This window comes from Lentzea roselyniae, from assembly GCF_039537795.1.
Lineage (GTDB): Bacteria > Actinomycetota > Actinomycetes > Mycobacteriales > Pseudonocardiaceae > Lentzea > Lentzea atacamensis.
On record NZ_BAABBE010000014.1, the window covers coordinates 132,107 to 158,652 of the forward strand.

21 protein-coding genes and 1 tRNA gene are annotated in these 26,546 nt (G+C 67.2%); 11 read left to right on the forward strand and 11 right to left on the reverse strand.

All coding sequences use genetic code 11. The features are described 5' to 3' along the window. Positions 1-2 precede the first annotated feature (2 nt). Positions 3-73: transfer RNA gene (locus ABFX45_RS25355), tRNA-Gly, on the forward strand. Positions 74-144: 71 nt separating this feature from the next. Here ABFX45_RS25355 and ABFX45_RS25360 read toward each other — a convergent pair. Further along, positions 145-906: an alpha/beta hydrolase family protein gene (locus ABFX45_RS25360; protein WP_346132364.1), complete on the reverse strand. Its 762-nt coding sequence runs from the start codon at positions 904-906 to the stop codon at positions 145-147. A 91-nt stretch (positions 907-997) separates the two neighbouring features. Here ABFX45_RS25360 and ABFX45_RS25365 point away from each other — a divergent pair, with 91 nt between their 5' ends. After that, entirely contained in the window at positions 998-2,764 is a 1,767-nt protein-coding gene (locus ABFX45_RS25365; RefSeq protein ID WP_346132366.1) for a hypothetical protein, read from the forward strand. Between the two features lie 80 nt (positions 2,765-2,844). Here ABFX45_RS25365 and ABFX45_RS25370 read toward each other — a convergent pair whose 3' ends face one another. Next, complete coding sequence (locus ABFX45_RS25370) at positions 2,845-3,786, reverse strand: ABC transporter substrate-binding protein (protein ID WP_109640810.1); 942 nt, start codon at positions 3,784-3,786, stop codon at positions 2,845-2,847. Between the two features lie 297 nt (positions 3,787-4,083). On the opposite strand from ABFX45_RS25370, the gene ABFX45_RS25375 reads away from it, so the two are divergent. Genes ABFX45_RS25375 through ABFX45_RS25385 form a run of 3 tightly spaced genes read left to right on the forward strand, consistent with a single transcriptional unit; the run spans position 4,084 to position 7,984 of the window. Further along, the gene (locus ABFX45_RS25375; protein ID WP_346132369.1) at positions 4,084-5,046 is read left to right on the forward strand and encodes a quaternary amine ABC transporter ATP-binding protein; all 963 of its coding nucleotides are present in this window, start codon (positions 4,084-4,086) and stop codon (positions 5,044-5,046) included. Then, the gene (locus ABFX45_RS25380) at positions 5,046-7,019 is read left to right on the forward strand and encodes an ABC transporter permease (RefSeq protein WP_109640812.1); all 1,974 of its coding nucleotides are present in this window, start codon (positions 5,046-5,048) and stop codon (positions 7,017-7,019) included. The genes ABFX45_RS25375 and ABFX45_RS25380 overlap by 1 nt, the downstream gene beginning before the upstream one ends. Before the next feature lie 11 nt (positions 7,020-7,030). Beyond that, a complete protein-coding gene (locus tag ABFX45_RS25385; protein ID WP_215732442.1) occupies positions 7,031-7,984 on the forward strand; it encodes an ABC transporter substrate-binding protein in 954 nt (317 codons plus the stop codon). Positions 7,985-8,062: 78 nt separating this feature from the next. Here the strand turns inward: ABFX45_RS25385 and ABFX45_RS25390 are convergent, their stop codons facing one another. From ABFX45_RS25390 to ABFX45_RS25425, 8 genes are all read right to left on the reverse strand, one after another. Beyond that, a complete protein-coding gene (locus ABFX45_RS25390) occupies positions 8,063-8,239 on the reverse strand; it encodes a hypothetical protein (protein WP_170155254.1) in 177 nt (58 codons plus the stop codon). Between the two features lie 179 nt (positions 8,240-8,418). Beyond that, the gene (locus ABFX45_RS25395) at positions 8,419-9,867 is read right to left on the reverse strand and encodes a PKD domain-containing protein (RefSeq protein ID WP_346132372.1); all 1,449 of its coding nucleotides are present in this window, start codon (positions 9,865-9,867) and stop codon (positions 8,419-8,421) included. Positions 9,868-9,920: 53 nt separating this feature from the next. Beyond that, positions 9,921-11,411 (reverse strand): PKD domain-containing protein, encoded by a 1,491-nt coding sequence (locus ABFX45_RS25400; RefSeq protein ID WP_346132374.1) that lies wholly within the window; start codon positions 11,409-11,411, stop codon positions 9,921-9,923. Between the two features lie 251 nt (positions 11,412-11,662). After that, complete coding sequence (locus ABFX45_RS25405; RefSeq protein WP_346132376.1) at positions 11,663-14,572, reverse strand: alpha-mannosidase; 2,910 nt, start codon at positions 14,570-14,572, stop codon at positions 11,663-11,665. Positions 14,573-14,576: 4 nt separating this feature from the next. Next, the gene (locus ABFX45_RS25410) at positions 14,577-15,695 is read right to left on the reverse strand and encodes a glycoside hydrolase 5 family protein (protein WP_109640819.1); all 1,119 of its coding nucleotides are present in this window, start codon (positions 15,693-15,695) and stop codon (positions 14,577-14,579) included. Positions 15,696-15,714: 19 nt separating this feature from the next. Then, positions 15,715-16,521 carry a carbohydrate ABC transporter permease gene (locus tag ABFX45_RS25415; RefSeq protein ID WP_346132379.1) on the reverse strand — a complete coding sequence of 269 codons (807 nt, stop codon included), beginning with the start codon at positions 16,519-16,521 and terminating at the stop codon, positions 15,715-15,717. Beyond that, the gene (locus ABFX45_RS25420) at positions 16,518-17,387 is read right to left on the reverse strand and encodes a carbohydrate ABC transporter permease (protein WP_346132381.1); all 870 of its coding nucleotides are present in this window, start codon (positions 17,385-17,387) and stop codon (positions 16,518-16,520) included. The genes ABFX45_RS25415 and ABFX45_RS25420 overlap by 4 nt, the downstream gene beginning before the upstream one ends. Before the next feature lie 10 nt (positions 17,388-17,397). Beyond that, positions 17,398-18,651, reverse strand: a complete 1,254-nt coding sequence (locus ABFX45_RS25425) for an ABC transporter substrate-binding protein (RefSeq protein WP_346132383.1) — start codon at positions 18,649-18,651, stop codon at positions 17,398-17,400. Positions 18,652-18,749: 98 nt separating this feature from the next. Here ABFX45_RS25425 and ABFX45_RS25430 point away from each other — a divergent pair, with 98 nt between their 5' ends. Then, positions 18,750-19,742: a LacI family DNA-binding transcriptional regulator gene (locus ABFX45_RS25430; RefSeq protein WP_346132385.1), complete on the forward strand. Its 993-nt coding sequence runs from the start codon at positions 18,750-18,752 to the stop codon at positions 19,740-19,742. Positions 19,743-19,941: 199 nt separating this feature from the next. Here ABFX45_RS25430 and ABFX45_RS25435 read toward each other — a convergent pair whose 3' ends face one another. Next, complete coding sequence (locus ABFX45_RS25435; protein WP_109640824.1) at positions 19,942-20,841, reverse strand: LysR family transcriptional regulator; 900 nt, start codon at positions 20,839-20,841, stop codon at positions 19,942-19,944. A 751-nt stretch (positions 20,842-21,592) separates the two neighbouring features. Here ABFX45_RS25435 and tig point away from each other — a divergent pair. The 5 genes from tig to ABFX45_RS25460 all read left to right on the forward strand — a co-directional run bounded on the left by tig (position 21,593) and on the right by ABFX45_RS25460 (position 26,532). Beyond that, complete coding sequence (gene tig, locus ABFX45_RS25440; protein ID WP_109640826.1) at positions 21,593-22,942, forward strand: trigger factor; 1,350 nt, start codon at positions 21,593-21,595, stop codon at positions 22,940-22,942. A gap of 185 nt (positions 22,943-23,127) precedes the next feature. Further along, on the forward strand, positions 23,128-23,712 hold the full coding sequence (locus ABFX45_RS25445; protein WP_109640882.1) for an ATP-dependent Clp protease proteolytic subunit: 585 nt from the start codon (positions 23,128-23,130) through the stop codon (positions 23,710-23,712). 34 nt (positions 23,713-23,746) lie between these two features. Further along, positions 23,747-24,361: an ATP-dependent Clp protease proteolytic subunit gene (locus ABFX45_RS25450; protein WP_109640883.1), complete on the forward strand. Its 615-nt coding sequence runs from the start codon at positions 23,747-23,749 to the stop codon at positions 24,359-24,361. Positions 24,362-24,604: 243 nt separating this feature from the next. Continuing rightward, on the forward strand, positions 24,605-25,885 hold the full coding sequence (gene clpX, locus ABFX45_RS25455; protein WP_109640827.1) for an ATP-dependent Clp protease ATP-binding subunit ClpX: 1,281 nt from the start codon (positions 24,605-24,607) through the stop codon (positions 25,883-25,885). A 68-nt stretch (positions 25,886-25,953) separates the two neighbouring features. Continuing rightward, positions 25,954-26,532 (forward strand): RBBP9/YdeN family alpha/beta hydrolase, encoded by a 579-nt coding sequence (locus tag ABFX45_RS25460; protein ID WP_346132389.1) that lies wholly within the window; start codon positions 25,954-25,956, stop codon positions 26,530-26,532. Positions 26,533-26,546: the final 14 nt, after the last annotated feature.

Sequence of the window (26,546 nt, forward strand, 5' to 3'; positions counted from 1 at the left end):
ACGCGGGCGTAGCTCAATGGTAGAGCCCTAGTCTTCCAAACTAGCTACGCGGGTTCGATTCCCGTCGCCCGCTCTCGGCTGAGGCCGGCGAAGTCTGTGGAAACACAGATCTCGTCGGCCTCTCGCGTTTTCCGGGGCTTCCCACTAGCCAGCCAGGTACCGGCTCGCCCACGCCGCGAGCACCTCCGCCACGTACGTCGCGTCCGCGCGGTTGGTCAGCAGGTGGTCGGCGCCGTCGAGCGACACGAACGACTTGGAGTGCCGGGCCGAGTCGAAGATGAGCCTGGCGTTGTCGATGCCCACGAGGTCGTCCTGCGGCGAGTGCATGACGAGCAGTGCGCGGTTCAGTCCGGCGATGCACGCGGCCTGGTTCTGCTGCTTGATGTCGGCGAGGAAGTCGTTGCTGATCCGGAACGGGCGCCCGGCCAGCACCACCTCGGCGACGCCGCGGGTTTCGATCTCGGCGGTGGACGAGCCGATCAGGTGCTCGACGTGGGTGGTGTCGGCGGGCGCGCCGATCGTGACGACGGCGCGCACCTCGGGCACGCGGTGAGCGGCGGCCAGCACGGCCGCGCCGCCAAGTGAATGTCCGATGAGGACGCTCGGGGCACCGGCGGTCTCGCGCAGGTGGTCGGCGGCGCACACCAGGTCGTCGACGTTGGACGTGAACGTGGTGTTGCCGAAGTCGCCGTCGGACTGGCCGAGGCCGGTGAAGTCGAAGCGCAGTACCGCCACGCCGCGGGCCGCGAGCTCGCGGGAGATCCGGGAGGCGGCCACCGAGTCCTTGCCGCAGGTGAAGCAATGGGCGAACACCGCGGTCGCCACGACCGGTCCGTCCGGCAGTTCGAGGCGGCCGGCCAGCGACTGCCCGTCCACACCCGCGAAGACCGCTTTCCTGTTGTCCATGCATCCCAGTGTGGACCCGGGACCGCCGGCCAACGGAGTTCCACGTCGGAACACGGGCGAAGGCGGGTGGTCACGGCACTAGGGTCTTTGCGTGCGCTACCAGTACCTCGACGCCAGGCTGCGGCAGGCGTTCGACGACGCCGGGCTCGACCGCGGCCAGCGGGCACTGTTGCAGGGCGTGCTGCGCGCACTCGACCCCGACGCGCACATCGGCGAACACGTCGCGGGCCTCAACAGCGCGTTCCTCGCCGTCACCCGTGCGCAGACCGCGCTCGACAGCCACGCCACCGAGGACCAGCCGCGGTGGAACCTGTTGCGCCGCATCATCACCACCTCGCTCGCGTGCATGGACGCCGCCGCGCCCGCGTACGACCACGGTGGCGCGAAAGAACTCGCCGAGGCACGTCAGACACTCCTCGACGTCGACGCGGCGATCGCGGCCGACGGGCAGAAACTCGACCCTCAGGTCACGGCCACCGCCGCGAAGAAGCTCGATCCGCGGGCGTTGGAAGCCGCTGTCAAGGAATGGATCACTCCACTGTGGAACGGCGTCGAGCTTCCGTTGCGCGCCAGGATGATCGCCGAGGTGGCGGTGGTGGTCGCGGTGCACGGCCGTGACGGCAGGCAGCTCCGCGCCGACCTGCTGCGGTGGCTCAAGAAGCCGGACTCCGGCCTCGGGGACGTGTTCTGGCCGCCACCGCGCAGGCATGTGGTGGCGTTGGTGGTCCGCGGCGCACGAGTACTGCGGCATTTGGACGTGCTGTTGCCCCAAGCGAGGCAAGAGCCGTTGCACCGCAACAGGTTGCCGAAGGACGACTTCCTGAAGGACGCCGTGGACGGGTCGTCGGTGCTGGTGCGGCTGCCGGTCAGCGCGGCGGACGTGCACACGGCGGCGTTGCTGGGCAGGCGGATCCTCGGGGAGGTGCTCGACCAGTACGCGGCGGGGGAGCGGCTCACCGTGCTGGACATCGCGCCGTTGTGGCAGGTCAGCGGGCCGACCGGCCGGGTTTCGCGCGGCACAGAGCATCAGCGCACGGTCGGCAACGCCTACCCGATCACCGCGTACTGGCCCGCTGAGCTGCGCAGTGCGATGCGGGTGGCGAACCTGGCCAGGCAGGTGTCCGCGAACACGGCTCCGATGGCCGGTGCCGGGCTCGCGTGGAGTGCGCTGGAGGCGACCGGGCTGGACCCGAGCAAGATCGCGTGGCTGGCCAAGGCGTGTGCGCTGCAGATGTTGCGGCAGCACCTGATCAGCCTGCACGTCGTGACCACGAACCACGACAAGCAGCTGCGCCGGCCGCTCGACGCGCACGTCCCGACGACCGGCGTGAAGCACCACCTCAAGTCCGTCGACGCCTGGCTGGAAGTGCTGATCAGGCACAACCGGCCGAACGAACAGCTCAAGGCCGCCCAGGAGGCCGTCACCGCGCTCGCGGCGAACGAGGGCGGTCTGGTGCAGGACCTCGTCGAGCTGTGGCGGATGAGGCTGGCGGACTCGACGGCCCTCGCGGGCTGGCTGGCCGAGCAGGAGGACACCGTCGCCGCGGTCCTGGAATGGCTCTACGTCACGAGGAACCTGGCGTTCCACGCGGGCCGGTTCGCGACGCCGGCGGACGAGCTGACCGCGCACGCCGGGCAGGCCGTCGCCGATCTGACGCTCGAGTTCCTCGGCAACTGGCGCACTGTGGAGAGACTGCGGGGTGAGCCCGAGACCTCCGCGGTGGAGATCTACCGCAGGCTCGCCCAGCGGAAGGACCAGCTGGAGGCCCGGCTCAAGCGAGCCGGGTCCGTCCGCAGGCTCAGCGTCGAGGACATCTCCGGCCCTGACGAGAAGTGGTGGAGCCGGAAGCCCAGCTAGTGCCGCGACAGCCGACCTTCGCCGCGTCTTCGACGCTCAGCGGGCCGCCGAACACGGGGCAAAGGCTGACTGCAACGGCACTAGGGCTTGGCCTTCGTGAGCCAGTCGTCGACGCGGTCGGGGTTCGCCTCGATCCACCGCCGTGCCGCCTCGTCCGGCGACATCTTGTACTTCGCGATGAACGACGCGACCGCGTCCTGTTCGTCGTTGCTCCACTGGAAGTTCTGGATCAGCCTGGCCGCCGGGCCGCCCTTGTCCATGAACTTCTTGGAAGCGATCTTGTCGAGCTCGTAACGCGGGTAGTCGCAGGCGACCTTGGCCGCGTCGGCGTCACAGCCCGCCTTGTACTCGGGCAGGTCGACCTTGACGAGCTCGATGTCGAGGTGCAGCCACTGCGGTTCGAAGAAGTAGCCGATCAGCGGCGTCTTCTTCTCCTCCGCCTGGCGGAACGCCTTGATCAGCGCCTGCTCGTTGCCCGCGTAGACGACCTTGTAGTTGAGGTTCAGGTTCTTCACCAGAGCCTCGTCGTTGGTCACGTACGAGGGGTCGCCGTCGAGCACCTGGCCCTTGCCCTCGGACTGCGCGGTCTTGAACAGTTCCGCGTACTTGTTGAGGTTCTGCCAGTTCGTGATGTCCGGGTAGGTCTTCTTCATCCACGGCGGCACGTACCAGCCGATCACGCCCTTGTTGCCGGTCGGGCCGACCCTGACTGCGGTGCGCTTCTCCTCGATGTACTTCTGCTTCAGGTCTTCGTGACCCCAGTTCTCGAGGATCACGTCGATCTCGCCGGAGTCGAGGCCCTGCCAGGCGGTCTGCTCGTCGACTTCCTTCTTCGTGACCTTGCAGCCGAGTCGCTTCTCGGCCAAATAGCCGATCACTGCGGCATTTGCCTCGTAGCCGACCCAAGGGTTGACTGCGATGGTGATCGAGTCGCAGGGCTCGGTCGGTGCCGCCGAACTGGAGCGCGGTGATGATGACGTCGATCCACTGCCACAACCGGCAATTGTCAACACGAACGTCATTGCCAGAGCGATTCTGGGGGCTTGCACGAACAGCTCCTCGTCGAGGGGATGGCGGTGCAGGAGACCGCTCAGTTCAGCTTTTCCCGTCCGAACGATGACAGTCAAGTCATGGGATGATTGGTTGTCCACAAAGGACTGAACATGTATCAGCCCTTGACCGTACCCGTGTGAGGGTCAATGCTGTCGCGCATCGAGAAACGGTGTGCGCAGTCCGCAACAGGTCGGAGTGGTTTGAACGTGGATCCCGTGATTTCGGTCGGGAACCTGTGGAAAGTATTTGGCTCCAATGCATCTCAAGTGGTGGCATCCGACGAGCTGAAGTCGTTGTCGCGCCAGGAGCTGATGGATCGCACAGGTGCCGTCGCCGCTGTGCGCGGAGTGGACTTCGATGTCGCTCCGGGTGAGATGTTCGTGGTCATGGGACTGTCCGGCTCGGGCAAGTCCACACTGGTCCGTTGTCTCACGAGACTCGTCGAACCCACGGCGGGCACGATCATGTTCGAGGGTGAGGACATCCTCGAAGCGGACGCCAAGCGTCTGCGTGACCTGCGCAGGAACAAGTTCTCCATGGTGTTCCAGCACTTCGGTCTGCTCCCGCACCGCACTGTCGCCGACAACGTCGGTTACGGGCTGGAAATCCGTGGGGTACCACGGGCGAAACGGGGAGAGCGGTCACAGGAAGTGATCGACCTCGTGGGCCTCACCGGCTACGAGAAGTCCTATCCGGACCAGCTCTCCGGCGGCATGCAGCAGCGCGTCGGTCTTGCGCGCGCGCTCGCCGGTGATCCCGATGTTCTGTTCTTCGACGAACCTTTCTCCGCACTCGACCCGCTGATCCGGCGCGACATGCAGTCCGAGGTCATCAGGTTGCACCGCGAGGTCGGCAAGACGATGGTCTTCATCACCCACGACCTGAGCGAGGCGCTCAAGCTCGGCGACCGGATCCTGATCATGCGTGACGGTCAGGTCGTGCAGGTCGGCACCGGTGACGAGCTCGTCGGCGCGCCCGCGGACGACTACGTGCGCGACTTCGTCAAGGACGTGCCGCGCTCGCACGTGCTGACCCTGAAGTGGATCATGCGTCCGCCGCGTCCGGAGGACGAGCTGGACGGGCCGGAGCTCCCGCCGGAAACCGTTGTGCGGGAAGCCGTGCGCAGCGTGCTCAGCGCGGACAAGCCGGTGAAGGTCGTGCGGGACGGCGAACTGCTCGGCGTTGTGGCGGACGAGGAGATCCTCGGGGTCGTCGCCGGGGAGGCGTGATGGTCGCCGTTGCCGAGCCCCAGCAAGCGCCACCACAGGTGTCGCAACCGGGGCCACAGCAGGGTTCGCGCCCGATCTACCGGTCCAAGGCCCTGATCGCCGGTGGGATCGTGCTGGCCTGGCTGGTGCTGTGGCTCGTGTTCCGCAACGTCGGGACGCTGTCGCTGGACGCCTCCGCGCTGACCCCGCTGCACCGCTGGATCAACAGCGTCAACGACGCGGTGGGTGCGTCCAGGAACTCCAACCCGCTGTTCCTGTACTTCTTCAACGAGATCCGGTTCGTCATCGACGAGTTCGTGACGTTCGTGCAGGCGTTGATCGCGCAGCCGTCGTTCGGGCGGCCCGTGCCGGTGATCGGCTGGCTCGGCGTGGTCGCGATCGCGGGTTTCGTCAGCCTGGTGGTGGCCGGGTGGCGGGTCGCGCTGCTCGCCGTCGCGGGCTTCGTGTTCCTCGGTCTGCAGGGGTTGTGGCAGGAGAGCATGGACACGCTCTCGCTGACGCTCGCCGCGGTCGTGATCTCGTTGCTGTTCGGCATTCCGCTGGGCGTCTGGGCGGGACTGTCCGATCGGGCCCACCGGGTCATTACGCCGGTGCTCGACTTCATGCAGACGATGCCGACGTTCGTCTACTTGGCACCGTTGACGCTGTTCTTCTTGATCGGTCCGGCCTCGGCGACGATCGCCACGCTGATCTACGCGGCGCCGCCCGCCATCCGGATCACCGCGCACGCCATCCGCTCGGTGCCGCACAACACCGTCGAGGCGAGCGAGTCCCTCGGCGCGACCTGGCAGCAGACACTGGTCAAGGTGCTGTTGCCGTCCGCGCGCAAGACGATCGTGCTCGGCATCAACCAGACGATCATGGCCGCGCTGTCGATGGTCACCATCGCCGCGCTGATCGACGCGCCGGGCCTGGGCAAGACCGTCGTGAAGGCGTTGCAGACGCTCGACGTCGGCACGGCGTTCAACGCGGGCCTCGCGATCGTGGTGCTGGCGATCGTGCTGGACCGCGTGACGACCGCCGCCACCGAACGCCGGAAGCTGCCGCGCTGGGCGATGTTCGGCGGTCTCGGCGTCACCGGCGTCGCGGTCTACCTCTCCTACACCTACCTGTGGGCGGCGGAGTTCCAGTCGGACGTGGAGATCGGCAGCTCGATCCGGCAGGGCGCGACGGCCGTGACGGAGTGGGTGCAGGACTCGCTGCCGGTGATCACGGGTGGCTTCAAGGATTTCGTCACGCTCGCCCTGATCAACCCGCTGCAGGCGCTGCTCGCCGAGTCGCCGTGGTTCGTGGTGGCGCTGGTGATCGTCGCGTTCTCGTTCCTGATCGGTGGCCTCAGGCCGGCCGTGGTGTCCGCTGTGTGCCTCGGTCTGCTGGTCGCGACCGGGCTGTGGCAGGACTCGATGATCACGCTGGCGTCCACGCTGGTCGCCACGATCCTGGTGATGGTCCTCGGCGTCGTGGTCGGCGTGTGGATGGGCCGCAGCAGGCGCGCGGACCGGGTCATCCGGCCGGTCCTCGACGCGGGCCAGGTGATGCCCGCGTTCGTGTACCTGGTGCCGTTCCTCGCGTTGTTCTCGGCTTCGCGGTTCACCGCGATCATCGCGGCCGTGGTGTTCGCGGCCCCGGTCGCCATCAAGATCATCGCGGACGGCGTCCGCGCGGTGTCGCCCGCGACCGTCGAGGCGGCCACGGCGCTGGGCTCGAGCTCGTGGCAGACGATCGTGAAGGTGCAGCTGCCGATGGCGCGCCGGGCGTTGACGCTCGCCGCCAACCAGGGACTGATCTACGTGCTCTCGATGGTCGTCGTCGGCGGTCTCGTCGGCGCCGGCGCGCTCGGCTACGACGTCGTCGCCGGGTTCTCTCAGGGCCAGTTGTACGGCAAGGGGCTCGCGGCCGGTGTCGCGATCGTCGTGCTGGGCGTGATGCTCGACCGCCTCACCCAGGCGGCCGCCAAGCGGTGGACCAACTAGGAGGTCTGGAAGTGGCAAGGCACAACGTGCTGGGAGCGGTGCTCGTAGGAGCACTCGCGCTGGCCGGCTGCAGTGGCGCCAAGGTCGGCGACTCTTCTTCGGGTGCGGCCGGCGACTGCGGCACGTTCAACCTCGCGATCAACCCGTGGGTGGGTTACGAGGCAAACGCGGCGGTGCTCGCGTACGTGGCCGAGAAGGAGCTCAAGTGCAAGGTCACGAAGAAGGAGCTCAAGGAAGAGGTCGCGTGGCAGGGCTTCGGCACCGGTGAGGTCGACGCCGTGGTCGAGAACTGGGGCCACGACGACCTGCGCAAGAAGTACATCGACGAGCAGAAGACCGCCGTCAGCGCGGGCTCGACGGGTGTGAAGGGGCAGATCGGCTGGTACGTGCCGCCGTGGCTCGCCAAGGAGCACCCCGACATCCTGGACTGGAACAACCTCAACAAGTACGCGGACAAGTTCAAGACGTCCGAGTCCGGTGACAAGGGCCAGCTGCTCGACGGCGACCCGTCGTTCGTGACCAACGACGAGGCTCTGGTGAAGAACCTGAACCTCAACTACAAGGTCGTCTACGGCGGCAGCGAGACCGCGCTGATCCAGGCCTTCCGCCAGGCGGAGAAGGACAAGAAGTGGGTCATCGGCTACTTCTACTCGCCGCAGTGGCTGCTCAACGAGATCAAGCTCGAGAAGGTGAAGCTGCCCGAGTACAAGCCGGGCTGTGACGCCGACGCCGAGAAGGTCGCCTGCGACTACCCGGACTACGACCTCGACAAGATCGTGTCGAAGAAGTTCGCCGACGCGAACGGCCCGGCGTTCCAGCTGGTCAAGAACTTCAAGTGGACCAACGAGGACCAGAACACGGTCGCGAAGTACATCGCCGAGGACAAGATGAAGCCCGAGGACGCGGCCAAGAAGTGGGTCGAGGCCAACGGCGACAAGGTCAAGGCCTGGCTCCCCAAGGCCTAGCCCGACCTGGTTCGACCAAGCAAAAAGTCGTGGGGTGGTTCCCGGACGAGAGGAACCACCCCACGACTACCCCCGGCATCAGGCAGCCTGTTGTCCGTTGGGGACCTCAGGCTCGTGCCTGTGCGTCATGCGGTGCCACCACGAGCGGGGCTTTCCGCCGTTGCGGTAGTACTCCCGGACCCGGCGGGCGTCGTCCCGCAGGGCAGCCTGCCGGTAGTCGATCTCCGCCTTGATCGCCTCGGGCGTCCACTCCATCTGACTCACTCCTCAGTTCGTTTTCCGACGAGAGTGAGATTGCTGCTGAGGGGTGGCCCCTCACATCGGAAGATCACGTAAGGCCCGGCCGCGAAACCCCTTACTCGGCCCTGAGGCTGATACGCGGGAGCCCCTCATGCCGTTGCGTAAGGGGCTCCCGCGCGTCACTTGTCACGCCACTAGTTCATGTTCGCGACCGCCGCAGGACGGACGGTGGTAGTGCTGGCACGCAGCTCGTTGTCCTCCGGCTTCGCGTCGCGCACGTTCCAGTTCGAGAACTGCGCCACGGCGCGGAACTCCACCTTGCCCACGGCGGCGTCGGCGGCCGTGTAGGTGTAGACGAACGGGAACTCGACGCGTCCGGTCGGTGAGGCCGCGACCCGCTGTACCGCTTCACCGACCAGCTCGTCGTACCCGCCGCTGTTCTCCTTGACCCGGTAGAGCCGCACCACCACGTCGTCGCTCTGGCGGGTGTTCGCCACGAACACCTTCACCGGCTTGGTCTGCCCGGCCCGCGCCGAGGCGGAGACCGACAGCCCGGCGACCGACACGTCGTGCGTGTCGATCTTCACGGTCGTGCTGCCGGTGCCGGTGCGGCCGTCGGCGGTCGAGCCGGTGATGGTCACCGTGTACTCGCCGTCGCGCGCGTATCGGTGCCATACCGCGCTCGTGGAGTTGATCGGGATCGCTTGGCCGTCACCGAAGTCGATGGTGCCGCTCACCAGTTCACGGTTGTGCGGGTCACCGAGGTAGACCGAGAACGGGATGTCGTCGAACACGGTCGGCCGGTCCCAGCTCTGGTAGAGCGTTGGCTTGATCGGGGACGCGGCCTGCAGGTCCAGCCGGTACGCGCCGGCGTTCTGCTCGGAGCTCGCCACCCGGACCAGGTAGGTCTCGCCCGCGGTCGCGGCGAACACGGCGTCGGCGTTGCTGCCGGACGGAATGCAGTCCAGTTCGGCCAGATCCGTGCGGTGCACGCTGACCGCCTTGTACGGGGCGCCCGCACTCACGAAGCCCGTGCGGGTCGCGGTGTAGCGGTACCACAGCGACTGGGTCGCCGCCTGGTCGCAGCTCGGCGGCGCTTCGCCCGGTTCGGCGGAGGCGCGGGAGAGGTCGCCCTCGACGCGGGTGGGCACCGTGACGGTCGTCGCCGCGGCGTGGTCGTCGTTCGGCGCGGCCTGCACCGAACGCATGTTGATCGTGACCGGTCCCTGGTACCAGGAGTAGTACTCGATCAGCGCGATGTGGTACGTCGTGCCGGCTTTGACGTGGAACGTCTCGTCGTGGATGTTGCTGACGCCGGTGCAGGCACCCGGCACCTCGGTGAGCGCGCCGCGGGCGCCGGTGAAGACGCCGAAGAACGGGCCGTACCGGTTGCTCGTCGTGCTCAGCCGCACGAGCCCGTCGGCGGGCGCGGTGTAGCGCAGCCACGTCGACGCCTCGCCGTCGTAGTTGCAGGGCGCCGGGTCGTCGCTCGCCCTGGTCGCACCGGTGGTGTCGATCGTCGTGTTGGTGGGCAGCGCGGTGACCTCGACGGGGTTGTCGAAGTCGTCACCGGGTGAGGCTGCGAGTGCAGTGCCGGGTGCGAGGAGGGCGACCACCGCCGCGGTGAACGCGACGGCGGCCACTCGCAGCCGAGTGCCCTGTCTTGTCGTGCACGGTCTCATCTTGTCCCCCGGGGTCAGTTCGAAACGGCGGCGGCGGCGGCGGGACGCACGGTGGTCGCGATCGCGATCACCTCGTTGTCCATCGGGCGGGCGTCCTCGACCGGCCACGGCAGTTCGGCCACGGCGCGGAACGTGACCCTGCCGATCGCCGCGTCCTCCGCGGTGAAGGTGTACTTGAACGAGAAGGTCACCTTGCGGGTCGGGTGCGCGGGCACCTCGATCGTCTGGCTCGCGACCTGCGTCCACGAGGAGCCGTCGGACTTGTAGAGCCGGACCGTCGGCTTCTCCGGGTTGTTGGTGTTCGCCACCTGCACACTGATCGTCTTCTGCTCACCGGCACGCGCGGCGGAGGGCACGGTGAACTTGGTGATGCCGACGTCGTGCGTCTTCACCGTCGTCGTGGTCGTGGCCGTGGTGGTGCGGCCGTCGGCAGAGGTGGAGCGGACCTTCACCTCGTACACGCCGTCCTTGGCGTACTTGTGCTCCTGGCTGGTGTTCGTGCTCGGCGGCGCGGTCGTGCCGTCACCGAAGTCCCATTCGGTCGTCACCGGCGCGTTGTAGCTGTTGTAGTGCGTCGCGGAGAACCCGACCGCCAGGTAGACCGGTTGGTCGTCGGTGGAGGTGTGGAGCTGGGTGCGCAGGGGCGCGGCCTCTGACAGCTTCAGCGTGCTGGAGGATGAGTAGTACCCGCCGCCGACCCACTGGAAGTAGTAGGTCTTGCCGACCTCCAGGCGGAATGCCTCGCCGCTGTAGTCGGTGCGTGAGACGCAGCCGAGCGCGGTCAGCCCGGCGAGCGAGGTTCCCTCGTAGACACCGAGCTCGGGGGCGCTGCCCCACGAGTCGATCATCGCGACCAGCGACTGCGTCTGCGCAGCCGTGTAGGAGTACCAGATCGAGGGGAGGCCCTGGGCCCCGCACGCGCCCGGCTCGTCCGGCTCGTAGGAGGCTCGGGTGTAGTCCGGGTTCGGCGCGGAGAACGGCAGCGACACCGGCTGCGCGTCGGCGAACCGGTCGTTGGCCAGTGGAGCGATCCGGTCGACCGCGAGCTTCAGCGTGCCGACGGGCGAGCTCTTGCCGCTGACCATGAAGTGGTACGTCGTCCCGGCCGTCGCGGGAAACGTGACCGGCTTGGTCCGCTCGACGGTGCAGCCGTCGTAGAACGGATCCCAGACCTGCTTGAGGTCGTTGCGCTCACCGGTGTAGGTGGTGACCATCAGATCCCGGTCGCTGCCGTCGGTCAGCAGCCGCAGCAGCCCGCTCTCCGGCGCGGTGTAGCTGAACCACACCGAGTTGGCGTAACCGTCGCCCCCGCAGCCCACCGGGTCGTCGACGGCCTTGGTCGCCTCGGCCAGGTTCTGCTCGGTCACGAACGGCAGCGAGCTGATGACGGTCGACGTGGCGAAGTCGTCGTTGTCCGGCGGTGCCGCCTGGGCCACGCCAGGTACGAGCACCCCCAACAGCGCTGCGGCCGTGACCGCCAGCGCGCGAGATCTGAACGAACGCATGCGAAAGCTCCCCCAAGTCCCCAGACCTCCACCTCGAACGGTGGAGGTGTCCCGCGCCTTAATCGCACAGGGTGAGGTGTTCGTTGCACTGTCGCACGGAATTGCTCCGTTCAGCCCAGCTGTCGGTGCACCGCCGTCACCGCGAGGGCCCCACCCACCGAAGTCCGGGTACTTCGGTTTCGTCGGCGACCAGCAGACCGTGGCGTTGGTGTTGCGGCGAGCACCACCACCAGCAACAGCTTTTTCCAGCGTTACCTCGTGAATCGCAAGGTGATCACCTGGAACGGACGCAGCACCACGTCTGCCGACGCGTCGCCGAGAGGCCGTTCGAGCAGGTCGGTCTCCTGGATCCCGCGGTAGGAGAAGGAAGTGCTGATGGACGCGCGGGCACGACCGCCATGCGCCTCGTAGAGCCGGACGACGACGTCGCCCGACCGATCGTCGGCCAGCTTCACGGCCTCGATCCGCACCGCCGGGTTGTCCGTGCACACCAACGGTTCTGGCGCCTGGGAACCGCGGACGGTCTGCGGCGGCAGGTTGATGCGGTAGCCGGCGTCGATGGCTTCCGGGATGCCCGCGCCGACCACGAGCGCGTAGCGGAAGCGATGCTCGCCCTGGTCGGTCTCGGGGTCGGGGAACCTCGGCGCGCGCAGCAGGGACAGGCGCACGGTCGTGGTGGTTCCGCCGTCCTCACGGGTCGTGCGGGTGACCTCGTGGCCGTAGGTCGAGTCGTTGACCACCGCGACGCCGTAGCCGGGTTCGCCGACGTGCAGGAAGCGGTGGGCGCAGATCTCGAACTTCGCGGCCTCCCACGAGGTGTTGGTGTGCACCGGGCGGTGCAGGTGGCCGAACTGGGTTTCCGCGGTGGAGACCTCGGCCCGCAGGTCGAGCGGGAACGCGATCTTGAGCAGCTTCTCGCGTTCCTGCCAGTCGACCTCGGTCTCGAAGTCGACCTGCTTGGCGCCCTCGCGCAGGCGGATGGTCTGGGTGAGTCGTGAGTTGCCGAACTTGGCGCGCACCACGACGCCGTCTGCCGCGTCGACCCGCTCGGACGGGATCAGGTCGGCCTTCCAGTTGCGGTAGAACGGGTCGATGTCCCAGGCGTCCCACTGGTTCGGGTTGTCGCGGTGCAGCTGTGGCATGCCGGCGAACCCGTGCGGGGGCAGCACTTCCCGATCGGACTCCAGGTCCAGAACGGACAGCACGATGCCGTCGGCATCGATCGTGACGCGAAGCCGGCCGTTGTCCAGCACGCCGTTCTGCGGTGCCACGTAAGGCATCGGCGCGTTGTTGCCGAGCACGTCGAACGTCAGCTCGTCCTCGCCGTCACCCTTGATCGCGTCGATGGCGCGGGCCGTCAGCGCCGTCAGCTCGGAGGCCACGCGGGCGTAGGTGGCCTCGGCCTCGCGATGCACCCAGGCGATGGAGCTGCCCGGCAGGATGTCGTGGAACTGGTGCAGCAGCACGGTCTTCCACAACCGGTCGAGCTCGTCGTACGGGTAGTCGTGGCCGTGGAGTGCTGCGGCGGTGGCCCAGTGCTCGGCCTCGCGCAGCAGGTGCTCGCTGCGGCGGTTGCCCTGCTTGGTCCTGGCCTGGGTGGTGTACGTGGCGCGGTGCTTCTCCAGGTACAGCTCACCCGCCCACACCGGTGCGTCCGGGTACTCGTCCTGCGCGGCCTGGAAGAAGTCGCGCGGCGGCTCGACCTTGACCGTCGGGGAGCCTTCGAGGTTCGCGACGCGGTGCGCGGTCTCCATCATCTCGCGGGTGGGACCACCGCCGCCGTCGCCGTAGCCGAACGGCACGAGCGATCGGGAGGCCTTGGCGTGCTCGGCGAACTGGCGCGAGGCGCGGGCGAGCTCCTCACCGGAGAGCGCCGAGTTGTAGGTGTCGACCGGCGGGAAGTGCGTGAAGATCCGCGTGCCGTCGATGCCCTCCCACCAGAACGTGTGGTGCGGGAACTTGTTGATCTGGTTCCACGACAGCTTCTGGGTGAGGAACCAGCGCGAGCCGGAGAGCTTGATCAGCTGGGGGAGCGCCGCGCTGTAGCCGAACGAGTCGGGCAGCCACACCTCCTCGGTCTCGACGCCGAAGTTGTCGAGGAAGAAGCGCTTGCCGTGCACGAGCTGGCGGGCCATCGCCTCGCCGCCGGGCATGTTCGTGTCCGACTCGACCCACATGCCGCCGACCGGCACGAACTGTCCACTGCGGACCTTCTCGCGGATCCGGTCCCACACGTGCGGGTGGTGGTCCTTCATCCAGGCGTACTGCTGTGCCTGGGAGCACGCGAAGTAGAAGTCCGGGTACTCGTCCATCAGCCTGGTGACGTTCGAGAACGTCCTGGCGCACTTGCGGACGGTTTCCCTCAACGGCCACAGCCAGGCGCTGTCGATGTGCGCGTGCCCGATGGCGGACACCTTGTGCGCGGAGGCCGTCGCGGGCAGCGAGAGCGCGGGTTCGAGCTCGGCGCGGGCCAGGTCGGCGGTGGCGGCGACCTCGCCCGGATCCAGCGCGTCCATCGCCCGGTCCAGCGCGTGCAGGATCTTGTGCCGGCGCGGGTCGTGGTCCGGCAGCTCCTTCATCAGGCTCTGCAGCACCTCGATGTCGAGCATGAGGTGCCACACCTGCGGCTGGAACACCGCGAGCTCAGCCTTGAGGATCCGGTACAGCGGTTCGGCGCCGGCGGTTTCCTTGTCGCCCAGCCGGGTCGGCAGGAACGGGTGGAAGTCGAGGATCGTGGGGTTGCCGGCGGCCTCCAGGTAGAAGTGGACCTCGGACCCGTCGACGGGCAGGTGGGTGTTGCGCGGCTCGATGCCCTTGATCGGCTCGCCCTGGGCGTTGTACGCGAGGCCCTCGGACTGGAAACCGGGGCCGGGGTGGGTGAAGCCCAGGTCCAGCACGACCTCGACCTGCTTGCCCTGCCACGCCTGCGGAACCCGTCCGGTCAGCCGGAACCAGCTGGTGCTCCACGGCGCGCCCCAGGTGTCGCCGACGCTCGCCGGTTCGTAGGTGGCCCGCAGCGCTTCGGCGACAGGGACGGGCTCGTCCGGCACGTGCCACACGGCCAGCTCCAGCGGCGCGGTCTCGCCGTAGACCGCAGGGCGGATGCGTTCCTTCAGAGTGCGGTTGAATCGTTCTTCCAGCAGCGCGCGTTCGTCGTGCACGTGTTCACCCCAGCTCGATCGAGGCCCGCACGCCGTCGCGCGCGAGAGTCATCCACTCTTCGAAGAAAGCGCCACCAGGTCCCCACGAGGGCCGGTCGCCGTGCAGCCTGATCGGCGTGCGTGCGACCGGTGCCGGTGGTGTGTCGCGCACGATCCGGGCGATCGCCTCCCCGAGCGGCTTGACCTTGCGTTCTGTCGTCAACAACCCCAACTCGTACTCGCGTTCGGGGAAGTCCACCAGGGCACGGTCGACGTCGTGCGAGCACCACCACGTGACGCCCCACAGGTTCGTGCAGGTCAACACGTTCGCAAGCGTTTGCTCGGCGAACTCGGGGGCCTGCTCGGCGCTGATCTCGGGCTGCGCGGCGCCGACCTCCTGCAGCCACACCTGGCGCTGCGGATCCTTCGCGTGCGCCTTGGCGAGCTCGACGAGGTACTCGGCGTGATGGACGCTCTCGGGGGACAGCGGGCCGTAGCGCTGTGCGGTGCCGTTGAAGACCCACGAGTGCACGGTTGTCATCGCGCCCTTGTTGGCCGCGTGCTCCGGCAGGAACGCGTGCTCGCTCTCGTACCAGACGGCGTCGTACTCGGAGTGCACGTGCGGAAGGCCCGGTGCGGCGGTCTCGCACTCTTCGAGCAGTGCGTCGAGCCACTCCGCCGCCTGATGGGGTGTGCACGGGTTCGACTCGGTGAGCAGGTTGACCTCGTTGCCCAGGGTGAAGCCGAGGAAGTTCGGCTTGTCACGCAGGGCCTCGGCCAGCGTGCGGATGTAGAACCGCTGCCCGCTGATCACGTCGTGGTCGCTGAAGATGTTGCGGCGGTGCCAGGTCTGCACCCACGACGGGTAGAAGTCGAAGCTCGACAGGTGGCCTTGGAGCACGTCGACCTGCACGTCCAGGCCGGTCTCGTGAGCGGCGTCGAGCATCTGGGCGAGCTGGTCGACGGCCTTGGGGCGGATGACGGCGCGGTTGGGCTGGAACACCGGCCACAGCGGGAAGACCCGCACGTGGTCGAGACCTAGACCGGCGATGGAGTCGAAGTCGGCTTTGACGTCGTCGATGGAGAAGTCGAGCCAGTGGTGGAACCAGCCGGTCGACGGGGTGTAGTTCACGCCGAAACGCACAGTGTGGAACCCCTTTTGTTCAGCCCTTGATCGCGCCTTCTCCGACGCCGCGGAAGAAGTGCTTTTGCAGCAACAGGAACAGCAGGATCAGCGGGAGGACGGCGATGATCGTGCCCGCCGCCACCAGCCGCTGGTTCTGCACGAACGTGCCCTGGAGGTAGGCCAGGCCGATGGTGAGCGTGTACTTCTCCTGGTCGCTCAGCACGACGAGCGGCCAGAGGAAGTCGTCCCAGCTGAACATGAACGAGAACAGCGCCACCACGACCAGCGTGCCCTTCACCGACGGCAGTGCGAGGCGGGTGAAGCGCTGCCACGCGTTGGCGCCGTCGATGATCGCGGCTTCCTCGACTTCTGCCGGGAGGGCGAGGAAGGCGTTGCGCAGCAACAGGACGTTGAGCGCTGCGATCGCGCCGGGCAGCACGACACCGGTGAGGGTGTTGGTGAGCCCGAACCCGCGCATCACCAGGAACAGCGAGATCAGGATGGCCTCGAACGGCACCAGGATGCTGCTGGCGAAGATCACGGCCGCGAGCTTGCGTCCTTTGAACCTCAAGCGTGCCAGCGCATACCCGGCCATCGCGGCGCCGAGACAGTTCGTGACGACGTTGACGCTCGCCACGGCCAGTGAGTTGAGGGCGAACGTCCAGACCGGGACCACGTCGGCGACCGCGGCGTAGTTGCTGAACGTCGGGTCGTCCGGGATGAAGTCGGGGACGAAGACGTCCTCGTTCGGTCCCTTGATGCTGGTCGCGAACTGCCAGAGGAACGGCCCGATGCTGATCGCGAGGATCGCCAGCAGTGCGCTGTACCGGAGGATGAGCTTCACAGCTGGTCCTCCCTGCGGTTCAGCTTGAGGGTGACCAGCAGCAGGCCCAGCAGGATGACGAAGAGGACGAAGCTCAGCGCCGAGGCGTACCCGACCTCACCGGTGAGGCCGCGACCGACCGACTGGATCAGCAGCACCATCGTGGTGCTCGCCCCGCCCGGCCCGCCGGAGCCGCCCGACAGCAGGTAGATCTCGGAGAACACGCGGAACCCGTTGACCGCGCTCAACGCCGCGACGAGCACCATCGTCGGCCGCAGCGAGGGCACGGTGACCGACCAGAACCTCCTGATCGGTCCCGCGCCGTCGACCATCGCGGCCTCGGGCAGGTCCTTGGGCACGTTCGCGAGCGCGGCCAGGTAGATCACCATGTAGTAGCCGAGGCCGCGCCAGATCGTCACCACCATCGAGCTGATCAGCAGCAGCGTCGAGTCGGTCAGGAACCCGATCCTGGTGCCGCCCAGCGCTTCCACGACGTTGTTCACCAGGCCGCGGCTGTCGAGCAGCCACGTCCAGATGAGCCCGACCACCACCGCGGACGCGATCACCGGCGTGAAGAACGCGGTGCGGAAGATCCCGATGCCCGGCACGACCTTCTGCGCGAGCATCGCGATCAGCAGCGGCAACAGCACGAGCGGCGGGACGACGCCCACCATGTAGAGCAGGCTGTTGCGCGCGGCGACCCAGAACTTGGGGTCCTGGGCCATTCGCACGAAGTTGTCCACGCCGGTGAACCGGCCGCCGCCCAGCGCGCTCGCGTCGGTAAACGAGAGCACGATCATGTTCAGGAACGGGAAGATGACGAACAGGAGGCTGATGGCCAGTCCTGGCAACAGGAACAGCCACGGCGTGTACGGGCGATGTGTCATTTTCCGGGAGTCACTTCAGCAGCCGGTTGCACTCGTTCACGGCGTCGTCCAACGCCTGCTTGGCGGACTTCTTGCCCAGCATCACGTCCGCGAGCTGCTGCAGCAGCGCTTCCCGCATCTGGTCGCTGAACTGCACCGGCGTGTAGTTCACGGCGGTCTTGAGCTGCTTGGCCGCCGCGACGCGCACGCGCGCCTCGTCGCTGCCGTCCTCCGTGGTGAAGTACGGGTCGTCGCCGCCCTTGGAGGTCGACGGGAAGATCGACGCGAGCTTGGCGAACTTCACCTGGTTCTCGGCGTTGGTGACGAACCGGCCGAACGCGAGTGCGGTCGCCTGGTTCTTGCTGCTCTTCGGAACGCTCACGCCGTGCAGGAACATGTTGGCGCTGCCCGTGTTCGTGATGGGCTTGGCGATGCCGATGTTCGCGTAGAGGCTCGGCGCGTCGGTCATGAACTTGCCGAGGTCGTACGCGCTGCCGGGGTTGAGCGCGGTCTGCTGCGCCATGAACTTGGCGCCGGCGCCGGTGTAGTTCTGCGTGAGCGCCTCGGGAATCAGCGCGCCCGCGTCGTACATCCGCTTGTAGCTCTCGACGAACTCGACGCCCTTGGGCTCGTTGAAGGCGAACTTGTCGTTCTCGAACAGCTTCACGCCGTACAGCCCGAAGTCGGCGATGGACGGCGTCTGGCCGAGCATCGCGATCTTCTTCTGCGCGAGCTTGAGCGCCTGCTCCTCGAGCTCCTTGAAGTTCGTCGGAGGCTTGTCCGGGTCGAGGCCTGCCTGCTGGAACAAGGCCTTGTTGTAGAAGATCGGCCCGGTGTTGAGGTACCAGGGGAAGCCGTAGCAGCCGCCCTTGCCGGGGATCTCGAACGCCTGCCAGGCGTTCTCGAGGTACTCGGGCTTGGCGTCCTTGAGCGACTCGTCGAGGTTGACGAGCTGCCCTGCCTTGGCGAGCGGGAAACTGAGGTCCGGCGGCACGTTGATGACGTCGGGCAGGCTGCCCGCGCTGGCGTCGGCCATGACCTTGGCCAGGTACCCGTCCGCGGGCTGGTCCACCCACTTCACGGTCGTACCCGCGTGCTGCTTCTGGAACGCGTCGATGACACCGTTGACGTAGTCGGTGTACTTGGGCTTGAGCGACCACGTCTGGAACGTGATCTCGCCGGTGACCTGGCCGTTTCCCGCTGTCGTGGTGCTGGACGTGCCGGACAGCCCGCAGCCCGCGACGGGCACCGCCGCCAGGCCCGCGAGGAACGTGCGCCTCTTCATTGACACCCACCTCCTTGGTCGCGGACCCTAGCTAAACCGGTTTATCTCCGGCTAGCCTCCGGACGTCTTGTTGTCTTGTTCCGGACAGGGTGCGTTGCGTGAAGAGGCCGACCATCAAGGACATCGCGGCAGCGGCCGGGGTGTCGAAGGGCGCTGTGTCGCTCGCGCTGAACGGCCGGTCCGGCGTGTCCGAGGCGACGCGGGCGCGCGTGCTGGAGGTGGCCTCGTCGTTGGGGTACCGGCCGTCTGCCACCGCTCGGGCGTTGTCCTCTGCCTCGGCTGGTGCGGTGGGGCTGGTGCTCGTGCGGCCGCCGCGGGCGTTGGGGGACGAGGCGTTCTTCTTCCAGCTGATCGCCGGGATGCAGTCCGAGATGTCGTCCGCGCTGCTGCTGCAGGTGGTGTCTTCGCGTTCGGAGGAGATCGAGCTCTATCAGCGGTGGTGGGCTGAGCACCGGGTGGACGGCGTGTTCCTCGTGGATCTGCTGGTGTCGGATCCGCGGGTCGCGTTGATGTCATCGCTCGGGCTGCCGGCTGTTGTGGTGGGTGGGGCTGGGCACCACGGGGCACTGGCTTCGGTTTGGGCTGATGACCACGCGGCCATGACTTCGGTGGTCGAGTATCTGAAGTCGTTGGGGCATCGGCGGATTGCCCGGGTTGCCGGGTTGCCCTCGTTGTTGCACACGGTTCGGCGGGATCAGGCGTTCTTGTCGTCTGTTGTGGACGGGGTGATCGTGGCCGGGGACTACACGGCTGAGGCTGGGGCTGCGGCAACTCGGATGTTGCTGGAGGGGGCTGTGCCGCCTAGCGCGATCGTTTACGACAACGATGTTATGGCTGTGGCTGGGGCTGAGGTTGCTGCCTCCCTTGGGGTGGCGGTGCCTTCGGAGTTGTCGATCGTGGCTTGGGATGACTCGGTGTTGTGTCAGCACGGGCGGTTGACTGCGTTGTCTCGGGACACGTTTGCGTTCGGGGCTCGGGCTGCTCGGGCGTTGCTGGCGGTGTTGGAGGGGGCTTCGCCCACTGACGTCGAGGATGTGTTGCCGGAGTTGGTGGTTCGGGGGAGTACCGCGGTGGCGCCTGGGGTGGGGTGAGTTGCTGTTCCGGGGTTGCGCGCCGGTTGGGTGGGTCGTTCCGCGGTTGCGTTGGGCGGCTTGCGGTTGCGTAGGTGGTTGCGTTTGCGTGGGGTGGGCCCCGTCACGGGACCCACCCACAGCGGCGCATTGCTCAAAGCAGCTCGGCTTCGCCCTCGCGCGATGTGGCGCATGCCGCGTGTCGCGTGGGTGTGCGGGGTCAGGTCAGGGAGGCGACCTGGTCGCTCACCACCTGGGCCGCTGCTGACACGAGGGCCGTCACCGCCGGGTTCGTCGAGTTGTCCTGGCGCCAGCCGAACTGCGTGTAGACGCGGAAGTTCGGGGACCAGGGCAAGCGGACCAACCTGCCGTCGGCGAGCTCGGAGGCCACGGTCACCTCGGGCATCAGGGCTATGCCAAGGCCTGAGGCCACGGCTCGCTTGGCGGCGTCCACCGAGTCGAGTTCCAGGACTGGGGCTCTGGTGTCGTCGTAGCCGAGGGAGTTTTCGAAGAGTTCGTGGTACGAAGCGCCGTTCTCGGCTCGGATCAGTGTGCTGCTGGTCAGGTCGTCGTCGGTCAGGGAGTCGCGTTGGGTCAGCATGTGGCTGGGGCCCGCGACCATCACCAAGGGTTCGGGGCAGAGAACTGTCGTTTCCAGGCCCTCTCGGGGTTCGATGGCGCCGATGAAGAAGGCGCAGTCGAGAGCGCCGTCGCGGACTGAGTTCAGGTTGTTGAGCGTGTTCCGCGAGTGCAGTGAGAGTTGGACCGACGGGTAGCGCCAGCACATGTATTCGATGAGCGGTAGCAGACGGTAGTCGGTCAAACTCTGTGCGGAGCCGATGACGAGTTTGCCGTGGGGCTCACCGTTCATCGTTATGGCTTTTCGGGCCTTTTCGGTGAGGTTGATGATGTTTCGCGCGAACGGGAGCAGTTCCACGCCCGCTGACGTCATCTGGATACCTCGGGGGAGGCGGCGGAAAAGGACTACTCCCAGGCCTTCCTCCAGAGCCTTGATGCGGGTGGTGATGGTGGGCTGCGAGCAATTGAGCGTGGCTGCAGCCTTGGTGAAGCTGCCGGTCTGCACCACGGTCGTGAACGCGAGAAGCTGGCGTGTCTCCATCAGGCGGGTCCTCGGGGTAAAACGGCGCGATGACTTTTTCTCGTTCGTTCCCGTGGTCCTGTTACGGGTGGTGCGGGAGTCGTAACGCTACCTGTCGCGTGCGCGCGCCCGATTGGTGCTTATGGAGTCATCTTGATCGTGCCGGAAAGAGCGTTTCCGCCGAAAGAGTGAAATTGAGACGGGGTCTTTGACGGGCGGTAGTTGGCCGACTCTTTTCGGTGAAGTTGTTTGCCAGGCGAACCAAAAGGCCGCCGACCGGAGTGGGTGGCGGCGGCCTTTGGTTCGGGACGGAGAGCGGTGTCAGGCCGCGCAGGCTCCGCCGCCGATCAGGAAGTCGTAGACGACGGGTAGGGCCTCCCCAGGCGTTGGGTGACGACGAGGTGCATGCCGTTCGCGATTTCGTAGGTGCCGGGCTACTCGTTGCGCCACAGGGCCAGTCCGTCCACCGTCTGCACGGAGCGCTGGAAGCGCACGGTGTGGCGTTGGGGGGCCACGACGCGCTTGCGGCGGCGAGCAGGAGTGCGCTGATGCGCGGCATGGAACCCCCGGAGTTCGCTGAACCTGCCGAGACGGCCGGGCCAGGCCGTCTTGGTCAGACGCGATCGACGGGGTCTGACAATCCTCGATCCCGCGCGGAACAGGGGTGGCGGCGGTCACAGTGCGGGTCTCGCCTAGACTCGCTGGGAATCCGGGCGCCACATCAGGCGGTACCGGCTGTCTGCACGTTCTTGTTCGCTACGAGGAGTCCACGTTGAAGAGCACCGTCGAGCACCTGAGCCCGACGAGGGTCCGGATCAACGTCGAGGTGCCGTTCGACGAGCTCAAGTCGAACTTCGACCAGGCGTACCGGAAGCTCGCGAAGCAGGTCCGCATCCCCGGTTTCCGTCCGGGCAAGGCCCCCGCCAAGGTGCTGGAGAGCCGCATCGGCCGCGCTCCGGTTCTGGACGAGGTCATCCAGGAGGCCATCCCGGCCAAGTACCTGGAAGCGGTCTCCGCGGGTGAGGTGCGCACGCTCGGCCGTCCCGACTTCGAGGTCACCAAGATCGAGGACGGCGAGACGCTCGAGTTCACCGCCGAGGTCGACGTTCGTCCCGAGATCACCGTGCCCGCCTTCGGCGAGCTGGCGGTCACGGTCGACGAGCAGGAGGTCACCGACGAGGACGTGGCCACGCAGCTCGACGAGCTCCGCGCCCGCTTCGGCACGCTGACCGGTGTGACCCGCCCGGTCGAGAACGGTGACTTCGTCATCGTCGACCTGTCGGCCACGGTCGACGGCGAAGAGGTCGAGGAGGCGCGCACCAGCGGCCTGTCCTACGAGATCGGCTCCGGCCAGCTCGTCGAGGGCATCGACGACGCTCTGCTCGGCGCTTCCGAGGGCGAGACCAAGACCTTCACCACCACGCTCGTCGCCGGCGAGCACCAGGGCCGTGAGGCCGAGGTGACCGTGGTGCTGAACACCGTCAAGGAGCGTCAGCTCCCCGAGCTCGACGACGAGTTCGCGCAGCTCGCCAGCGAGTTCGACACGCTCGACGAGCTCAAGGACGACCTGAAGAACCGCCTCGGCCGCGTCAAGAAGATGCAGCAGGGCGTCCAGGCGCGCGACAAGGTCCTCGAGGCGCTGCTCGAGACCACCGAGGTCCCGCTGCCGGAGGGCATCGTCCAGGGCGAGATCGACGCCCGCAAGCACGACGCCGTGCACGCCTTCGACCACGACGACGCCAAGTTCGCCGCGTGGCTCGAGGAGCAGGGCCAGTCGGAGGAGGAGTTCGACGCCGAGCTCCGCAAGGCCGCCGAGCAGGCCGTCAAGACGCAGCTGGTGCTCGACTCGATCGCCGACGCCGAGCAGGTCACGGTGTCCGACGGCGAGCTGACCGAGCGGATCATCTACCAGGCCCAGCGCTTCGGCATCAGCCCGGACGAGTACGTCAAGCGCGCCCAGCAGTCGGGGCAGCTCGGCGCGATCTTCGCCGACGTCCGCAGGGGCAAGGCGCTCGCGAGCGTCGTCCGCCAGGCCTCGGTGAGCGACACGGCTGGTCAGAAGCTGGACCTCGACGAGCTCTTCGGCGAGACCAAGTCCGATGAGGACAACGCGGGCGAGTGATCCAGGCGACTCCCCGCCAGCGGGTGAGCGCCGAAAATACTGCCTAGAGCGAACGCGGGCGGTGTCGGGCATCTGACGCCGCCCGCCTTCGTTAAGGTCGGTCGCAGAGAGTTTTCGCATCCAGATTCGTTCCACCTGGAGTTAGGCAGGCAGACGTGACGCAGCACTCCTTCCCGACCCCCGAGATGCGGTCGGCCACCGCCGGGATGAACCTCAACGACTCGGTGTACGAGCGGCTGCTCCGCGAGCGGATCATCGTCCTGGGATCGCAGGTCGAAGAGGGCATCGCCAACACCATCACCGCTCAGCTGCTGCTGCTGGCCGCTGAGGACCCCGACAAGGACATCACCCTCTACATCAACTCTCCGGGTGGTTCCGTCACCGCGGGCATGGCCATCTACGACACGATGCAGCTCATCGAGCCGGACGTGGCCACGTACGCGATGGGCCTCGCGGCCTCCATGGGTCAGTTCCTGCTCTCCGCGGGGGCTCCCGGCAAGCGCCACGCGCTCCCGCACGCGCGCATCCTCATGCACCAGCCGTCGGCCGGTGTCGGCGGTACGGCCGCGGACATCGCGATCCAGGCGGACATGCTGACGCGCACCAAGCGCGAGATGGCGGAGCTCATCGCCGAGCACACCGGCCAGCCGGTCGAGCGGGTCATCCAGGACTCGGACCGCGACCGCTGGTTCACCGCGCAGGAGGCGCTCGAGTACGGCTTTGTCGACAAGGTCGTCACTCGCCCCCAGTCGGTGCGTTCGGGCAACTAGAAGCTGAGGAGATCTCGAAGTGAGCCAGTTCCACATGCCTCAGTCGCGGTACGTGCTGCCCTCGTTCGTCGAGCGCACCAGCTACGGCATGAAGGAGTCGAACCCGTACAACAAGCTGTTCGAGGAGCGCATCATCTTCCTCGGCGTGCAGGTTGACGACGCCTCGGCCAACGACGTCATGGCGCAGCTGCTGGTGCTCGAGTCCGAGGACCCGGATCGCGACATCCTGATGTACATCAACTCGCCGGGTGGCTCGTTCACCTCGCTGATGGCCATCTACGACACCATGCAGTTCGTGCGCCCGGACATCCAGACGTACTGCCTCGGCCAGGCCGCATCGGCCGCCGCGGTGCTGCTGGCCGCCGGCACGCCCGGCAAGCGCCACGCGCTGCCGAACGCGCGAATCCTGATCCACCAGCCTTCGATGGAAGGTGCGTACGGTCAGGTGTCCGACCTGGAGATCCAGTCGAACGAGATCCAGCGCGTGCGCCGTCTGATGGAGTCCACCCTGGCGCGGCACACGAACCGGACGGCAGAGGAGGTCCGCGAGAGCATCGAGCGCGACCGGATCCTCACGGCCGAGGAAGCCAGGGAGTACGGCATCGTCGACTCCGTGCTGCCCTACCGGAAGCTTTCCGCCAAGTCCTGATGTGAGCTCCCGCCTTCTGGGAAACCCCAGAAGGCGGGCACCGCGCGCCCACCCGACACGCCGATGTGACCGGTTAACTGGCCTGATCGGGGCGTCGGGGGGACGCTGGTCCTCCCCTGAAACGGGGTCGGCCAGGTACCGTCAGGAGAACGGGCTCAGCACCCACAGCCAGTGGGACTGCCACAGCAAGTCAGCAGGCGCACTACAGCAGGTGTGCGCCGGAGGGGACATAGGTCAGCGGTCATGGCGCGTATCGGTGACGGCGGCGACTTGCTGAAGTGCTCTTTCTGCGGAAAGAGCCAGAAGCAGGTGAAGAAACTCATCGCCGGCCCCGGCGTCTACATCTGCGATGAGTGCATCGATCTCTGCAACGAGATCATCGAGGAGGAGCTGGCGGAAGCCGGCGACGTGAAGCTCGACGAGCTGCCGAAGCCCGCCGAGATCCACGAGTTCCTCGACCAGTACGTCATCGGCCAGAGTGATGCCAAGCGCACCCTCTCCGTCGCCGTCTACAACCACTACAAGCGCATCCAGGCGGGCGACCGCGGGCGCGAGGGTCGTGACGACGGCGTTGAGCTGGCGAAGTCCAACATTCTGATGCTCGGCCCCACGGGCTGCGGCAAGACCTACCTCGCGCAGACACTCGCGAAGATGCTGAACGTGCCGTTCGCCATCGCCGACGCGACAGCGCTGACGGAGGCCGGTTACGTCGGTGAGGACGTCGAGAACATCCTCCTGAAGCTCATCCAGGCCGCCGACTACGACGTCAAGCGCGCCGAGACGGGCATCATCTACATCGACGAGGTCGACAAGATCGCTCGAAAGAGTGAAAACCCGTCGATCACACGCGACGTGTCCGGTGAGGGCGTCCAGCAGGCGCTGCTCAAGATCCTGGAAGGCACCACCGCATCGGTGCCCCCGCAGGGCGGCCGCAAGCACCCGCACCAGGAGTTCATCCAGATCGACACGACGAACGTGCTGTTCATCGTGGCAGGCGCCTTCGCGGGCCTGGAGAAGATCATCCAGGACCGGGTCGGCAAGCGCGGCCTGGGCTTCGGTGCCGAGGTCCGCTCCAAGGCCGAGGTGGACGCGGCGGACTTCTTCGCCGACTCCATGCCGGAGGACCTGATCAAGTTCGGCCTGATTCCCGAGTTCATCGGGCGTCTGCCGATGGTCGCCTCCGTCACGAACCTCGACAAGCCGTCCCTGGTGCAGATCCTCACCGAGCCGAAGAACGCCCTGGTGAAGCAGTACCAGAAGCTCTTCGAGATGGACGGCGTCGAGCTGGAGTTCACCAAGACCGCGCTCGAGGCGGTCGCCGACCAGGCGATCCTGCGCGGAACCGGTGCCCGCGGTCTGCGCGCGATCATGGAAGAGGTCCTGCTCCCGGTGATGTACGACATCCCGAGCCGCACGGACGTCGCCAAGGTCGTCATCACCGAGCAGACGGTGAAGGAGAACGTGAACCCGACGATCGTGGCTCGGCAGCCCTCGCGCCGGGAGCGCCGGGAGAAGTCCGCGTAGTTTCTTGATCTCTCTGAAAGGGCGCCGGTGATCACACCGGCGCCCTTTCGGCGTTCTAAGGTGGAGGCATGTCGCTGCCCCACGTGCTCCTCCTCCACGGCTGGTCCGGTTCAGGCCCCGACCACTGGCAGAGCTGGCTGGCGCGCACGGTCTCGGAGCACGGCGGCCTGGTGGACATGCCGCACTTCAGCGACCCGGACGAGCCCGACCTCGCCACGTGGCTGCGCGAGCTCGACACGCACCTGGAGGCTGCACCGGCCGACCGTGAACGGGTCGTGGTCGCCCACTCGCTCGGTTGCTACCTGTGGCTGCACCACGCCGCCAGGCAGGACATCGGGCACGTCGACCGCGTGCTGCTGGTCGCCCCGCCCGCACCGGACTACCCGGAAAAGGCCATCAAGTCGTTCTTCCCGGCCCCGCTCGACCCGGCCGGCCTGCGCCGCGCCGCCACCGACACCCGCCTCGTCGTGGGCGACGCCGACCCGTACTGCTCGATGCCGGTCGCCAAGCGGCTGGCAGAGGCGTTGCGCATCGAGGTGGACGTGCTGCCAGGCGCGGCCCACATCAACACCGACGCGGGCTACGGGGAGTGGCCCTCGGTGCTCAAGTGGGTCCGGTCGAAGACGGTGCCGCTCTCACCGCGCTAGGTCTCACATTCTGG

Excerpts from the sequence above, each read along its gene's own strand:
- ABFX45_RS25360 (WP_346132364.1), bottom strand. The coding sequence starts at position 906 with ATGGACAACAGGAAAGCGGTCTTCGCGGGTGTGGACGGGCAGTCGCTG.
- ABFX45_RS25370 (WP_109640810.1), bottom strand. The coding sequence starts at position 3,786 with ATGACGTTCGTGTTGACAATTGCCGGTTGTGGCAGTGGATCGACGTCA.
- ABFX45_RS25380 (WP_109640812.1), top strand. The coding sequence starts at position 5,046 with ATGGTCGCCGTTGCCGAGCCCCAGCAAGCGCCACCACAGGTGTCGCAA.
- ABFX45_RS25390 (WP_170155254.1), bottom strand. The coding sequence starts at position 8,239 with ATGGAGTGGACGCCCGAGGCGATCAAGGCGGAGATCGACTACCGGCAG.
- ABFX45_RS25400 (WP_346132374.1), bottom strand. The coding sequence starts at position 11,411 with ATGCGTTCGTTCAGATCTCGCGCGCTGGCGGTCACGGCCGCAGCGCTG.
- ABFX45_RS25420 (WP_346132381.1), bottom strand. The coding sequence starts at position 17,387 with ATGACACATCGCCCGTACACGCCGTGGCTGTTCCTGTTGCCAGGACTG.
- ABFX45_RS25425 (WP_346132383.1), bottom strand. The coding sequence starts at position 18,651 with ATGAAGAGGCGCACGTTCCTCGCGGGCCTGGCGGCGGTGCCCGTCGCG.
- ABFX45_RS25435 (WP_109640824.1), bottom strand. The coding sequence starts at position 20,841 with ATGGAGACACGCCAGCTTCTCGCGTTCACGACCGTGGTGCAGACCGGC.
- ABFX45_RS25445 (WP_109640882.1), top strand. The coding sequence starts at position 23,128 with ATGCGGTCGGCCACCGCCGGGATGAACCTCAACGACTCGGTGTACGAG.
- ABFX45_RS25450 (WP_109640883.1), top strand. The coding sequence starts at position 23,747 with ATGCCTCAGTCGCGGTACGTGCTGCCCTCGTTCGTCGAGCGCACCAGC.
- clpX (WP_109640827.1), top strand. The coding sequence starts at position 24,605 with ATGGCGCGTATCGGTGACGGCGGCGACTTGCTGAAGTGCTCTTTCTGC.
- ABFX45_RS25460 (WP_346132389.1), top strand. The coding sequence starts at position 25,954 with ATGTCGCTGCCCCACGTGCTCCTCCTCCACGGCTGGTCCGGTTCAGGC.